A 14,065-nucleotide genomic window follows, 5' to 3' on the forward strand; every position below is an offset into this window, starting at 1 on the left:
AAAACCGCCGTCTTAAACTTAATATTTATCTTCTCACCGGTCTGACATACTTAAAGAAACGTTCGGGATTATAATAAAGATATATGATTCTTCCGGGGGATGTATCATAGCAGTAACCGGTGTCCGTAAAATCAAAGGAGGACATTGCCTTTTCAATCTTTTCTTCCACGCTGCGGTTTTCCTGTTCATAATCGAAGGGTCCATGTTCAAAAACAATATATTCTGCTTCGGGAACGTCGATCATAAGCATCTGCGGCGGAACTTCACCGCTGTAGTCAGCAGGAAGACGTGCGCCATAACACTCTGTGCGCGGAAAACCCCAATCACAGAGTCTGCCGTCCGGATCATTGATATAAGCTGTGATCTGGCCGCTGCCGCTGTCTGATTCACTGCCGCCGTCATCATCCAGCTTGCCCTTGATACTGTCCAGCAGGCCGCAGATCGTTTCCCGGTCCTGTCCGGGGATCAGAGCCTGTTTCTGCCAGAAGTCCCAATACCCATTGCTCTCATAGTTTTTAATGTGTAAGTATTTATGCGCGGGAATGGTTATAAAATAAATTTTGATATCATCTGTAGATTTTATCATTCCAATTTCTCCTAATCCTAGAAAGTAGCGGTCGAAAGGGTTTATTTTTGTCCGGAGAACCACAGGTTTCGGTTTTTTCCTGTATTCACTTGGAGTGACGCCGTATTCTGTCTTAAATGCTCTGGTAAAAGCTTCATGGGATGAAAAACCGTAAGCAAAAGCAATATCAATAAGCGTTTTTTCGCTGTCCCGGACTTCTTTTAACGCGAATGCCAATTTTCTGTGCCGGAGATAATCCCGGAACTGCATACCTGATATTTCTTTGAATTTCCTTGTTGTATAAAATTCAGAATAACCCAGCCTGCCGGATAGAGCGTGCAGTGTCAGGGATTCGTCATTATAATTTTTGATACTTTGATCGATCTCATCCACAATGATCTGAATCTGTTTCTGCCATTCATACATTTTTCAGTTTACCTCGTTTCAACCACCCTATATGCATTATAAAGAAAATGGAGGGGGCATGCTTGATTTTACTTGCTGTAATTTTTGGGGGTACTGTATACACGGAAAGGTCATAGTGTTATGCAGTAATATTATACCCTATTGATCTGTGATGATAAAGCGAGGATACGCGGTTGCCTGGTGCGGACCGGAGTTTAGGATTGAAGGATTTGACTGAAAATTGTATAATTAAAATAAATATTGACAGGTATTAAACATGATATGTGAGCGGGATTGTATTAGGGTATATTAGTGTATAAGATGAGATTCGGAGAGGGGAGGAGAAGGTATGGATAATACTGCAGCAAGCGTAAAGGCTTTTAACCGGAAGCAGAGGTGCGGCCTGGGAGCGGTGGAATTTGGAAGAAGGTTACTGCCGTTTCTCACGGCATCGGGTATGATGTCCTATATGCTGGAGGGGATGGAGGTTTCCGGTTCCGGGGTATGGATGATCATGATGGCTGCTCTGATCGTTTCGTCACTGACGGTATTTATTTTAAGTTTCGTGATGGACAGAACCCGTAAAAGATCAGGCCGCAGCAAACCCTGGATATACAGCGGGATTTTTCTGCTGGCGGTAAGTGTACTGATGAGTATGCATGTTCCGGGAAACGCCATGGGAGCGAGATTAGTATATGCGGGGATTGTGATATTTGTCTGGAGTTCCAGTGTAAAGCTGCTTCTTTACCCGGCAGATGCACTGATAGCAGGGATGACCGCGGACGCAGCAGAGCGGTGGAATCTGGCGTCTGTCAAGGGCATAGCAGGCAGTTTGGCGGCGATTTGTGCTGTGTTTCCTGCGAGCCGGCTCGCCGCACCGGGAATCATGGGGGCAGATGGGGGAAAACGGTATGTGACAGTATTTACAGTTCTCATAATTATCGCCATATTAACAGGAAGTTTTCTTCTGAAAGAGATAAATATTCCCCGGATTCCGGAGAGCCAGAGCATGAGCCTGAAAAACTGTGCAGGGGATTTTAAAGCCTTTTTAACAAACCGGTATTTTCTGATCCTGGTGGTTTATGGGGGCCTTCTGATGTTCGGAACCTCTGTGTTCGCCACTCTTACAGGGGAATATTCTTTCTGGATTTTAAGTGAAACCGGAAACGCTGCAGTTATGAATGGAATTCGTTACGGAGTCCCCCTGGCTGCGTTCCTTGCCGTACTGTTTCTGAACAGGAAACTTACCAAAAAACAGTGTGCCCTTCTGGGAACAGGAATCTATGCAGCGGCCTGCCTGCTGATGCTTGTGAGTATGAAAATACAACCCGTCTATTATCCGGCGTTTGTATTGGGAGAAATCGGAAACGGATTTATGTGGGCAATGCTGTGGGCCATGGAACCGGATGTGTTCGATCATGTGGACTACATGACCGGAAGAGCGCGCGCCGTATTTCCGGTAGCATTTATCGCCGCTGTTGTATCGATAGGGGGCGGTTTGGCCGGTGCTCTGAGACAGAGTTTGGCAGGGTTTATCATGAATCAGCAGAATTTTTCCGGATTAGCGGAGGCATCTATACGGGCCGATGGCCGGAAACAGTTGGCGGTGCTGGGATTTATGGTGATACCTTTGGTGGTTTGCGGAGTGGTGGCGTTGGTGCTGAGGAGGTATGGGCTGGATGAGGAGTATGGTGATGTCCGGATGGAGCTGGACAGGAGGGGGAAGAGAGCTTAAAAATTTCCGTGTCTATGAAAAATGCCTTTTCCTGATAAGAATCAGATATGTATAGGAACTTTGTCGATAATGGTTTTTTGTTGTGTCGAAATTTTTTTCTACTACAATATATTTATGGTTAATATCCCTTACAGCCAGTAAGGAATTATCCATCTTGTTGCTTAAGCTGTTATAATGATGGAGCAATCGGTATGTCGCCTTCCTTTCTTGGACTTCACGTCCGTTAATTAGACTGATAACCAGCTCCTCATTCGCAGGGATCGTTTTATGCAGGTTAAACTGCCTACGGTACGTTCGTGTCACACCACAGTAGATTGAATAGGCAATGAGTAAAACTGGTACTTATCTACCCTATTGCATCTAGCGTGATGAGCTGACCCTCCCGGCTCCATACGGAACCAATATGCGGAGGTTTCCCTTCTTTTTTTGTTGGAACACATCTTTCTTCCGTGAATACAGATGACCTTTTTCAAGACATCTCCTTCATTTCTGTTTAAGAGCTTCTGCCATTTCCCATACAATTGTTGGAGAACCTTCACAGACAGCATTTCCATTACACGATTCAGAGTATCGTGTGATGGAATTCCATTTTTGAGTTCGATATATTTACGGAGATAATCCGGATATTCTTTTGTAAGCAGTTCCAATTCTGCCCAGTAGTCCGCATTAGCAAGTATTACAAACAGAGCAGTCACCAGAATATCTTTCGGTTTATGGCGTACCTTACTTGTGCTGGTGTACATCTTCAATATCTTCCATCCGGTTAACAGTTTTTCCATAACAAAACCCCCATTTTTCTTTTGTCATACCGGAAAAAGGACTTTGTTTATAATTTACTTACTCATGTGTTTGTTGCGAAACATGGCTTACTGTTCATTGGAAGCAGGGAATCTATTTCTGGGTTGTAACAATCATGATATTTGTTTTTGGTATTGAAATATTAAAACGTCTGAAACCACATTTTGCAGACGTATTGTAGGGAGATATGGTAGGGTAAAATAAAGATAGGATTCAAAGCCTGCAATAAGTTTCTCATACAGAAACTTATTTTTGATATAAGAATAACTATTTCATCTGGAGGCGCGAAAAACAGGGAATACATGATAATATTTTGGTAAAAGAAAGGAGTGTGCAGATGAAATATTCAGTATGTATTGATGCAGTATTTATGAACAAAGGCAGTTTTAAGGAATCTATGAAAAAGGTGAAAGAAGCTGGCTATGAGGCGATTGAATTTTGGACATGGTGGGATAAGGATGTAGATGAAATTGCGAAAGTCCGGAAAGAACTGGGACTGGAGATTGCAACTTTCTGTACAAAATTTGTCAACCCGGGTGACAAAGAGAAACAAAATGATTATCTGAACGGATTAAAAGAAAGTATTGAAACAGCAAAAAAACTTAACTGCAGGACCCTGATCGCTCAGGCAGGATGGGAATTTGAAAGCTTTCAAAAAGAAATCACCAGAAAAGAACACAGGAAAACTTTTTTAGACACCATGCGTAAGGCGGCAGAAATTGTGGAAAAAGAAAACATGAATTTGGTAATAGAGCCACTCAATCTGTTGGTAAATCATCCGGGTTACCATCTGTCTACCTCAGAGGATTCCTTTGATGTCATTGATAAGATTGGAAGTGACAATGTGAAGATCCTGTTTGATATTTATCATCAACAGATTACAGAGGGAAACCTGATCCAGAACATTACCGAAAATATTAATAAAATCGGACATTTTCACGCAGCAGGAAATCCAGGCCGAAATGAAATCACAAAAGGTGAGATTGCCTACCGGCATGTATTTGAGGCGATTGATAAGCTTGGATATGACAGATATATTGGACTGGAATATATGACAGAAAATGATCCGGTACCCGGGTTAATAGAGGCAAGAGAAACTATATTAATTTAGAAGAAGGAGAAAACAATGAAAGATAATAAAGAAATTTATAAGGTTGCAGTGATTGGATGCGGATGGATCGCGGAGGACAAACATATACCAGGATTAAAAGCAAACAAAGACGTGGAAATTGTTGCTCTGTGCGATATTTCGGTGGAGAAAGCAAATAGGCTTGCTAAAATGTACGAACTGACGGATGTGGCAATCTATTCAGACTACAGAAAAATGCTGGCGGAAGTGGAAACAGACATTGTTCATATAGCAACCCCCAATCCGCTGCATTGTGAAATGACAGTGGCAGCCCTTGAAAACGGTAATCATGTTTTATGTGAAAAACCCATGGCAACCACAAAAAAGGAATGTGAAGAAATGATCGCAGCTGCAGAAAAAGCTGATAAGAAACTGACTATCGGTTATCAGTGGAGATACCGACCGGAAGCCCTGTATATCAAAGAGATGTGTGATAAAGGCGAGCTTGGAGAAATCTATTTTGCCAAAGCCCATGCGACCCGTTACAGAGCAGTTCCAAAATGGGGAGAGTATTTATCCGGCAAAAACGGGGGAGGAGTCCTGATTGATGGAGCGCCTCATTCTCTTGATCTGACACTCTGGGCAATGGATAATTATGAGCCGTTAAGTGTGAAAGCACATACCTATAGAAAGATGATAGATAAGCCGGAAGGAAATATCTGGGGCGGCTGGACAGAACAGGAATTTAAGGTTGAGGATTCAGGTTTTGCTCTGGTCACAATGAAGAATGGAGCCACCATTCTTGTAGAGGCGGCTTGGATGATCAATATGCTGAGCGGAGATATGAAGACAACACTTTGCGGAACAGAGGCGGGTGTAGATATGTTTAATGAAGGCGGAGTCAGGATCAATGGAGTTTCTCATGGAAAGCCATACGTGATGGAACCGGATATGAGTATTCCCGGTGCCCCATTTGCAATACAGCCAGTGGCTCCAATGTTCCGTGAATCACAGGAATTCATTAAAGCGATCCGTGAGGATACGGAGCCATTCATCAAGCCAAGGGAAGCCATGGTGGTGACACAGATCGTAGAGGGAATTTACGAATCTGCAAGAACAGGAAAAGAAGTATTTTTTGAATAGGAGACAGATATGGAGATTAAACTTGGTATTATCGGATTTGGGTTTATGGGGCATGAACATGCCAATATGATGCAGACTTTGGATGAGATTAGTTTAAAAGCAGTCTGTGATACAGATACGTCTCAGCTTGAAGATGCGCCGGAAGGTGTTGAACGCTATACGAATGTGGAGACCATGCTGGAAAAAGCAGATATCAATACCGTTATTATTTCAGTCCCGAATCCACTGCACATTGAGATGGTGACAAAATGCGCCGCAGCCGGGAAAAATATTATCTGCGAAAAGCCGGCTGCAATGACAGTGAAAGAGTTTGACGAAATGGTAGAAATAGCAGAAAAAGCGGGTGTACATTTTACTGTCCATCAGCAAAGACGTTGGGATGTGGATTACAGGACAATGAAAGAAGTTTACGATCAGAAACTTCTTGGGGATATCTATATTATAAAATCCCAGTTATATGGATTTAATGGAAATATGCATGACTGGCACATTTACCCTGAGATGGGAGGCGGAATGCTGTATGACTGGGGTGTTCATTTGATTGACCAGATCGCGCAGATGGTAGACAGCAAAATTTTAACAGTATATGCTGATTTGAAAAATGTCATCAATAAAAATGTAGATGATTATTTTAAAATTATTTTTGAGTTTGCAAACCATATAACTGCCGAAATCGAACTCGGTACTTATTATCTGACTCCTAAGAGAGCATGGTTTATAGGAGGAAGCACTGGAAGTGCAGTGATTGATGGAACATTTCGGGCACAGGGAAATACAGAAGGTAAAATTGTAAGAACAAAGCATCTTTTGGAGAGCGTTCCCGGAAAACTGACCATGACTTCCGCTGGCCCCACCAGAAGCTTTGGCGAGCCGGAACCGGGATTACTGTATGAGGAGGAATTACCGGAAGTACATACAGAGCATAGGGATTTCTTTGTGAATTACATTAATGCGAGAAAAGGGCTGGAAGAGGATGCAATCCGGCTTTCGGAAGTAAGACGGGTATTGTGCCTGATGGATGCAGTGCGGAAATCTTCTGCAACAGGAAAGGCAGTGGAATTTGAAAAATAGAAAGGGGAGCAGATGTTATGGATTTTCAGGCATATAATAAAATATTAATCTGCAAAGGGAATATCAGGAATACGTTCGTAGATGGCTTAAAGACAGGATATGAGTTTGATATTAAATATCCGTCCTATCGCGGAGCTTTTTTAAGCTGTATCGAAGCACTTACCTTTAAAATAGATGGGATTGAGATTCCCAAAGAGGACATTCAACTGCAAGTCAATAATAAATTATTTCTCATGGATGAACTTTCAGAGTGTTTTAAAGAATACTGGTTTGTGCGGGACAAGGGTACGGTAAAGGTATTCAGAGATGGAGGCCTTGAAGCGGGAGTTCATGAACTGAATGTATATATGAAACACAGAGTTCCGTATACCGGTTATTTCGGCCAATATCTGGTGTTGGAAAGTGATGTTACGGAGAAAAAGATTGCGGAATAGGAGGGAACATATATGAAGCAGGATATTAAATTGGGAATCTCTTTATATAGTTTTTCAACAGAATATATCCATGAAAAACTGGATTTGGAAGGGGTTCTGAAAAAGGCTAAGGATATGGGATATGAGGGGATTGAAATTGTAGCAGCACAGATGGTCCCGGAATATCCGTATCCATCGGATAATTGGCTGGCAGAGTTCAAAAGTCTGCTTGAAAAATATGAGCTTGAACCTGTTTGCTGGAGTGCGTATATTGATATGGGAATAAGGACAGACAGAGATCTGACAGAAGAGGAAATCATCCAGTTTACTAAAAATGATTTAATATATGCGAAAAAAGCCGGATTTCCAATGGTCAGAACGCAGCACGCGATTTCACCGGATATTTTCCGAAAAATGATTCCGTTCTGCAAGAAACTGGGCATGAAACTAACCATTGAGATGCATCACCCACATCATCCGGAAGTACCTGTATGGAAAGAGTATTTTTCTATTATGAAGAATGAGGGAAGGGGCGTGCTTGGATTTGTACCTGATTTTAGCATTTTCCAGAAATACCCTCATCAGCTGTATATTGATCAGGCGATTTCTTTTGGATGCAGAAAAGATAAGATACAGGAAATCACGGAACTACATAAAAAAGGTGGAGATCTTGACCGGATCTTAAACGGGGATTTTAATGAAATTGAAAAACATACAGCCGAAGAAATGTTTGCAAAATTCAGTGCACCGGCACGAATAGAGCAGCTCAAGGATATCATTGATTGTGCGTTCTATATCCATGGAAAATTTTATTATCTGGATAACGATGAACACGATGAATGTATTCCGTTTGAAGAGATTGTTACAACAATTCGGGATCTGGGATATAAAGGTTATATTGCAAGCGAGTATGAGGGGCATCATTTTGATGAAACTATTGATTCAGAAGAGCAGTTGAAACACTTTGTAGCATTGAATACTAAGATTTTAAATTCGTAAAGGGGAGATAAGTATGAAGAACGGAAAATTACAGATTGGATTGATCGGCTGCGGCGGAATTGCCAATAACAAGCATATGCCGGCATTGAAGAGCCAGAGCGATAAGTGTGAAATGACAGCTTTTTGCGATATTATTAAAGAACGTGCAGAGAAAGCTGCCAAAGAATACGGAACAGAAAATGCAAAGGTATACACAGATTACAATGAAATGCTGAAGGACAAGGAAATCGATGTGGTACATGTGCTGACTCCAAATGTGGTCCATTGTCCGGCCACGGTTGCGGCTTTTGAAGCGGGGAAGCATGTATTGTGTGAAAAACCCATGGCCCACAACACAGAGGATGCAAAGAAGATGCTGGATGCATGGAAAAAATCCGGTAAAAAGTTTACGATAGGTTATCAGAACCGCTTCAGACCAGAGGTCCAAAATTTGAAAAAATCCTGCGAAAGCGGAGAGCTTGGTGAAATTTATTATGGAAAAGCACATGCCGTAAGAAGAAGAGCAGTGCCCACCTGGGGTGTTTTTCCGAATAAAGCGCTGCAGGGCGGAGGGCCGCTGATCGATATCGGAACCCATGCATTAGACATCACTCTGTGGATGATGGACAACTATGAGCCGGAGAGTGTAACAGGAAAAGTTTTCTATAAACTGGGACATTTACAGCAAGCTACTGAAGGAAATGAATTTGGGGCATGGGACCCTGACACGTATGAGGTTGAAGATTCTGCCATGGGCTTTATCAAAATGAAGGATGGCTCTGTGATCAATCTGGAAGCAGCCTGGGCGATCAATATGCTGGATTCCAGAGAGGCGTCTACAACACTTTGCGGAACTAAGGCAGGGGCGGAAATCCGTTCAGGTATGGGATATCCGGTAGATGAACTGATCTATAACCGAGGGAAGAATGGTCAGCTTATGGAAGAAAAAATATCCGCAAAAGGAAATGTGGCTTATTTTGAAGGCGGAGCAGGGGATCCGGGAGTAATAGAAGCAGAACATTGGCTGAATGCGGTTCTGAATGACACAGAGCCTTTGGTAAAGCCTGAACAGGCCTTTGTTGTCACACAGATTTTGGAAGCGATTTATCAGTCCGATGAACTTGGTAAGGAAATCCGATTATAAACAGGGGGTGTCATCATGAAATTAGGTTTTGTATCTGCCATTTTAGAGCAGAGCAGTTATGAAGAAATGATGGATACAGCATCAGAATTAGGATTCGGGTGTGTGGAGGTTGCCTGCTGGCCAAAGGGAAAAGCAGAGAGAAGATATGCAGGCGTGTCACATATTGACGCAGAGCGTGTTATAGAGGATGATACTTACGCACAGCATATTCTGGAATATGCTGGGAAGAGGAAGGTAGAAATTTCTTCTTTGGCTTATTATCCCAATACTATGGATGCTGATCCTGAAAAGAGATGCCTGGCAGTCTCTCATTTAAAGGCATTGATACAGGCAAGTGCAAAACTTGGTGTGGGAATGGTTACGACATTTATAGGAAGAGACCAGACGAAAAACGTGGAGCAGAATCTGGAATTAGTGAAGGAAATCTGGCCGGAAATCATAGAAACGGCTGAAAAGTATTCTGTAAGGATTGCTATTGAAAACTGTCCCATGCTATTTGGACCGGATCAGTGGCCGGGTGGGCAGAATCTGATGACCACTCCTGCAGTCTGGAAAAAGGTATTTGAAATCCTGCCAAGTGAATATCTTGGACTTAATTATGATCCATCTCATTTTGTATGGCAGATGATAGATTATATAAAACCAATTTATGAGTTTAAAGACAAAATTTTTCATGTGCATTATAAGGATATCAAAATATATCAGGACAGATTGGACAGTGCCGGGATTATGGCGTATCCGCTTGAATTTATGTCACCGAAGCTACCGGGGCTGGGGGATGTAGACTGGGGAAGATATGTCAGTGCATTGACAGATATAGGATACAATGGGTATACTTGTATCGAAGTAGAGGATAAGGCGTTTGAGGGTACAGAAGAAGCTATTCTGAACAGCCTGAAGCTCAGTAAACGGTATATGGAACAGTATGTAATATAATAGAAAAAATGGGGGAATCACCATGAAAAGCAGAGCCATTCAAAAGCCGGAATTGACGGAGGAAGAGAAGCGTCAGCCTTATGCTAAATATTTGAACAGGCAGCCTGCCACACCAGCAAAAGAGGCACTGGAATATCTGCGAAGCAGACAGGAAATACCAGTAGAAGATGCTCTTCTTGCAGAAAATGGCAATATGAATGATATTTTGAAGGACGGGTATATGAAGTGTGAGTATGGAGTATGTACGCTTCCAAATGGCGGTGGATACGTTGCCATGCTGAACAAAATGCCCGGAGTGACTTTTCAAATGTATCAGTTCTGGAATAACTGGTGGTCAAAAGAGGACCAGACTTTGCGGTACCGTATCTGGAATCCGCGGGACCATTATAAAGCCGGATTTCGATGGTCCAGTGAAGATGTGGGAAAAGGTGTGGAGGATTTGATATTTTTAGATCATCTTGTCCCGGAAAATCTGGGGATTGATGGGAAATTAGCGAAGGAATCCTCCCTGTTGCTGGCAGATGGAGGAAATGTGATATCAAAAGCTATCGACGCAGAACCGTTGTCAGCCCCTCAGCCCGGTGTGGTCTGTCATTTTGTCAGAGAAATGGCAGACGGCAGTGGGATTGAGCTGAGAAGCCGGTTCTGGAAGGGGTATCAGTTTGGACCTGACGGATTATTTTGTGCTATGGGACCGGATACACCCAGAGAAACACTGGATACACTCTTGGGCCTGGCAGAACACAATGCTTGTGAGATGGCAAATCTGGCATCGATTTTACCGTCGCTGTACGCAGAACAAAACATTCAGTAGAAATATGAAAAGAGCCGGCCATGGAAACATGGCCGTTTCTTTATGTGAGGAGATCATGGAAAAAAAAGAAAAATATATTTTAGCGTTAGGAGTTGCATTGCTGCCGCCTGTATGGGCTGTACTCGGAGGAATAATCGGTATTGAGTGCAGCTGGATCGCATTGGTGTGCGCAGGAATTTATGTGGCAGCGGGCAATCAGGCATGCAGAGCAAATGGGATCATGCTCGGATTTACAGGCGGCGTTATCTGGGGAAATCTGGCTGATTGGCAGATAAAATTGTTGGGTAAGTATTTTAATGAAAATGCGGCGCTTTTTCTGGTCCTGTTTATTATGGGCGGGAGCGCTGTCCTGTTTGCAAATGTGATATTCCGGGAGAAGCCATACCTTCCGGCCTGGCTTTGCGGCTTTGCACTGACACTGGGTAGTCTGGGAAGGATGTCAGAGGGATGGCTGATAGAAAGCATTAAAATCCTGATATCAATGGCGGCTGGTGTGTATTATGTGGGAATAGGTGTCTCGGTATTTGAAAGACGGCTGCGTAGGATAAAAAGGTAGAGATTTCTGCTGGAAGTTATGAGACATTTATAGTAGTATGGACGGTATAAGAAGAATTGTTATATATGGAAGGAAAGGTAGGGGTCTGATATGCACGCACTGGAAGGCTTGCAGGTATATTATAATAATAGCAAAGATGGGGATATTTACCATACCGTTGTGGGAATCATTCTGCAAAATATTCATAAGGTAAAGAACTGCACAATCTATGATCTGGCAGAACTCTGCTATGTTTCGCCAACCACCATTAGCCGGCTTAGTAAAAAGCTGGGTTACCGTGGGTTTCAGGATTTTAAGAATAACCTGATCAATACGATAAAGAACTATGAGATGCTAAACAGATATGTTTCTTTTAATGCAAAAGCAAAGTATGAAGATGACCTGGTGGCTTATCTGGCATTGATGGAGAGACAGGTCAGTAATCTGAGGGAGGATATCAGTGTTGAGAAAATGGATCAGATCATAGATTCAATCCAAAACAGTAAAAAGGTTAATTTTTATACCAATGGGACCGTGTTTTCTGAATACCGTTTTCAGGGCGATTTGATCATGACTGGCCATATGAGTGAGATAAAAAATTCTGCATCGGAACAACTGGAGGATATCAAAAATCTGACAGAAAAGGATATGGTGATTATGCTTGCCCCCATTGTATCTGATGCGGTTGATGTAAACGAGATCATCAGGAAAATCAAAGAACGGGGCGCGGCCCTGTTTGTGCTCACGGATGCCTATTATCCCCAATTTAAAAAGTACGCAGATCATATTTATTGTTTTGAGGGTGATATGGGGATCATTGATGACTATCGTTTTGCCATGTACATTAATCTTTTGTCTATCCGATTCAGAGAAAAAGTAATGGTGTAAATTCTTTTGTTTCTGGCAGAGAAACTTTTGCTCATTCCGGCAACATGTTGATATTGCAGATAAAACGAAATGAAGAGAAATATGTTATGATAATTGCAATAAAAACAATTTAAAATCAAAAAATTAAGAAAGTGATGAAGGGATGAGGCAATGAAAGAAAAAAGGGTTACAAAATGGAGTATGTTCTGCTATGGACTGGGTGATTTGGCAAGCCAGTTCGGCTGGACTTTTGTGGGTTCGTATCTTACCATATTTTATACGGATATTGTAGGACTCGCGCCGGTTGCTGTTTCTGCTATCATGCTGTGCGCACGGATCTGGGATGGAATCAATGACCCCATGATGGGGGCGATTGCAGAACGCACAAAGAGCAGATTTGGACGTTTTCGTCCGTACATAGCATTTGGCAGTCCATTTTTGGCACTGGCGATCATATTGACATTTACTGCTCCATTTGGAAATGGGACGAAGGGAATTGCATGGGCTGCCGTGACGTATATTATTGCCGGTATGCTGTACACATTGGTAAATATTCCTTACGGCGCTTTGGCTGGCGTTATGACCACAGATGCGGATGAGAGGAACAAAATCAATGCCTGCCGTTCAGTTGGTATGGGTGTTGGTATGATACTGATCAATGTGTGTTCCAGCTTTATCATGCTTGCATTTTCCAATGGTGCAAAAGTAGCGACAGGCCGTGGTTATTTCATGACGGCAATGATTTATTGTATTATTTCGGTACCTCTATTCTGGTGTGTTTTCCTTGGATGTAAAGAAAGGATCATGCCGGGTAATAATGACAAAAAAATACCGTTGAAGGTGACCATTAAGAATATCGTCAGCAATAAATATTTGATTCTGGTATTTGCCATTGTTTTGCTTCAGATGACTGCTTTTATGGGAAGGATTGCTATTACAACTTACTATGTGATCTATTGTCTCGGGGCATTTACATTGATCGCAGTAATTATGACGATTCCTGCAATAGGCGGTACGCTGGCATCCTTTTTTGTGGCGCCGCTTATGCGCAAATTTGGTAAGAAAAGAACCCTGATGACGGGTCTTGCCATGCAGGGAGTTGGCTTGCTGATCGTTTACCTGGCTCCCTTTGATAATCTTGTATTAGTGATCATTGGACACATTATTTTCGGAGCGTTTAATCTGGCCTTTCCAATCACACTGTCCATGACATCAGATGCTATCGATTATCAGGAATTGAAAAGCGGAGTGCGGACGGATGGGACATCCTATGCCATGTTTACATTGGCGACCAAGGCAGGTAATGCCGTAGGCGGAGCTGTAGGAGCCCTCCTTCTGGGATTCTTCGGTTATCAGGCAAATATCCAGCAATCAGCAGAAACTTTAAGGGGAATTAACTTTACAGTCAATCTCCTTCCGGCTATTTTGTTCTTCCTCGGCGCGCTGGTGTGCTTTTTCTGGGACCTCAGCGATTCAGACAGTGAAGAGATCAGAAGACAATTGGAAGAAAAGAGAAGTAACAATAACTAAAGACAAAGTGTGTAAAGCCAGCGTATTTGCGCTGGCTTTCGCTGCATATACTCAGGAGGGAT

The 14,065-nt window shown here is 42.6% G+C and carries 14 protein-coding genes; 12 read left to right on the top strand and 2 right to left on the bottom strand.

From position 1 onward, the window contains the following. Positions 1–25: 25 nt before the first annotated feature. Positions 26–991 (bottom strand): helix-turn-helix transcriptional regulator, encoded by a 966-nt coding sequence (locus tag V8Q34_RS19380; RefSeq protein ID WP_033142340.1) that lies wholly within the window; start codon positions 989–991, stop codon positions 26–28. Between the two features lie 328 nt (positions 992–1,319). On the opposite strand from V8Q34_RS19380, the gene V8Q34_RS19385 reads away from it, so the two are divergent. Then, the gene (locus tag V8Q34_RS19385) at positions 1,320–2,705 is read left to right on the top strand and encodes an MFS transporter (RefSeq protein ID WP_335836156.1); all 1,386 of its coding nucleotides are present in this window, start codon (positions 1,320–1,322) and stop codon (positions 2,703–2,705) included. 299 nt (positions 2,706–3,004) lie between these two features. Here V8Q34_RS19385 and V8Q34_RS19390 read toward each other — a convergent pair whose 3' ends face one another. Beyond that, positions 3,005–3,484, bottom strand: a complete 480-nt coding sequence (locus tag V8Q34_RS19390) for a transposase family protein (protein WP_335836157.1) — start codon at positions 3,482–3,484, stop codon at positions 3,005–3,007. A gap of 356 nt (positions 3,485–3,840) precedes the next feature. On the opposite strand from V8Q34_RS19390, the gene V8Q34_RS19395 reads away from it, so the two are divergent. The 11 genes from V8Q34_RS19395 (at position 3,841) to V8Q34_RS19445 (ending at position 14,003) form a co-directional block, all read left to right on the top strand. Further along, the gene (locus tag V8Q34_RS19395) at positions 3,841–4,614 is read left to right on the top strand and encodes a hydroxypyruvate isomerase family protein (protein ID WP_033142342.1); all 774 of its coding nucleotides are present in this window, start codon (positions 3,841–3,843) and stop codon (positions 4,612–4,614) included. Positions 4,615–4,629: 15 nt separating this feature from the next. After that, the gene (locus V8Q34_RS19400; protein WP_033142343.1) at positions 4,630–5,715 is read left to right on the top strand and encodes a Gfo/Idh/MocA family protein; all 1,086 of its coding nucleotides are present in this window, start codon (positions 4,630–4,632) and stop codon (positions 5,713–5,715) included. Positions 5,716–5,724: 9 nt separating this feature from the next. Continuing rightward, on the top strand, positions 5,725–6,786 hold the full coding sequence (locus V8Q34_RS19405; protein ID WP_118593775.1) for a Gfo/Idh/MocA family protein: 1,062 nt from the start codon (positions 5,725–5,727) through the stop codon (positions 6,784–6,786). A 17-nt stretch (positions 6,787–6,803) separates the two neighbouring features. Further along, positions 6,804–7,220: a C-glycoside deglycosidase beta subunit domain-containing protein gene (locus tag V8Q34_RS19410; RefSeq protein ID WP_033142345.1), complete on the top strand. Its 417-nt coding sequence runs from the start codon at positions 6,804–6,806 to the stop codon at positions 7,218–7,220. A 12-nt stretch (positions 7,221–7,232) separates the two neighbouring features. Then, entirely contained in the window at positions 7,233–8,198 is a 966-nt protein-coding gene (locus tag V8Q34_RS19415; RefSeq protein ID WP_033142346.1) for a sugar phosphate isomerase/epimerase family protein, read from the top strand. 13 nt (positions 8,199–8,211) lie between these two features. Next, entirely contained in the window at positions 8,212–9,321 is a 1,110-nt protein-coding gene (locus tag V8Q34_RS19420; RefSeq protein ID WP_033142347.1) for a Gfo/Idh/MocA family protein, read from the top strand. Positions 9,322–9,336: 15 nt separating this feature from the next. Further along, complete coding sequence (locus tag V8Q34_RS19425) at positions 9,337–10,257, top strand: sugar phosphate isomerase/epimerase family protein (protein WP_335836158.1); 921 nt, start codon at positions 9,337–9,339, stop codon at positions 10,255–10,257. Between the two features lie 22 nt (positions 10,258–10,279). Next, positions 10,280–11,071, top strand: coding sequence for a DAPG hydrolase family protein (locus V8Q34_RS19430; RefSeq protein ID WP_033142349.1), 792 nt, complete (start codon positions 10,280–10,282; stop codon positions 11,069–11,071). A 55-nt stretch (positions 11,072–11,126) separates the two neighbouring features. Then, positions 11,127–11,627, top strand: coding sequence for a DUF1097 domain-containing protein (locus V8Q34_RS19435; RefSeq protein WP_033142395.1), 501 nt, complete (start codon positions 11,127–11,129; stop codon positions 11,625–11,627). Between the two features lie 90 nt (positions 11,628–11,717). Beyond that, positions 11,718–12,494 (top strand): MurR/RpiR family transcriptional regulator, encoded by a 777-nt coding sequence (locus V8Q34_RS19440; protein WP_033142350.1) that lies wholly within the window; start codon positions 11,718–11,720, stop codon positions 12,492–12,494. A 150-nt stretch (positions 12,495–12,644) separates the two neighbouring features. Next, on the top strand, positions 12,645–14,003 hold the full coding sequence (locus tag V8Q34_RS19445) for an MFS transporter (RefSeq protein WP_033142351.1): 1,359 nt from the start codon (positions 12,645–12,647) through the stop codon (positions 14,001–14,003). The last annotated feature ends 62 nt before the right edge of the window (positions 14,004–14,065 follow it).

It is taken from the genome of Blautia sp. JLR.GB0024 (genome assembly GCF_037000545.1).
Classification (GTDB): Bacteria; Bacillota; Clostridia; order Lachnospirales; family Lachnospiraceae; genus Blautia; species Blautia celeris.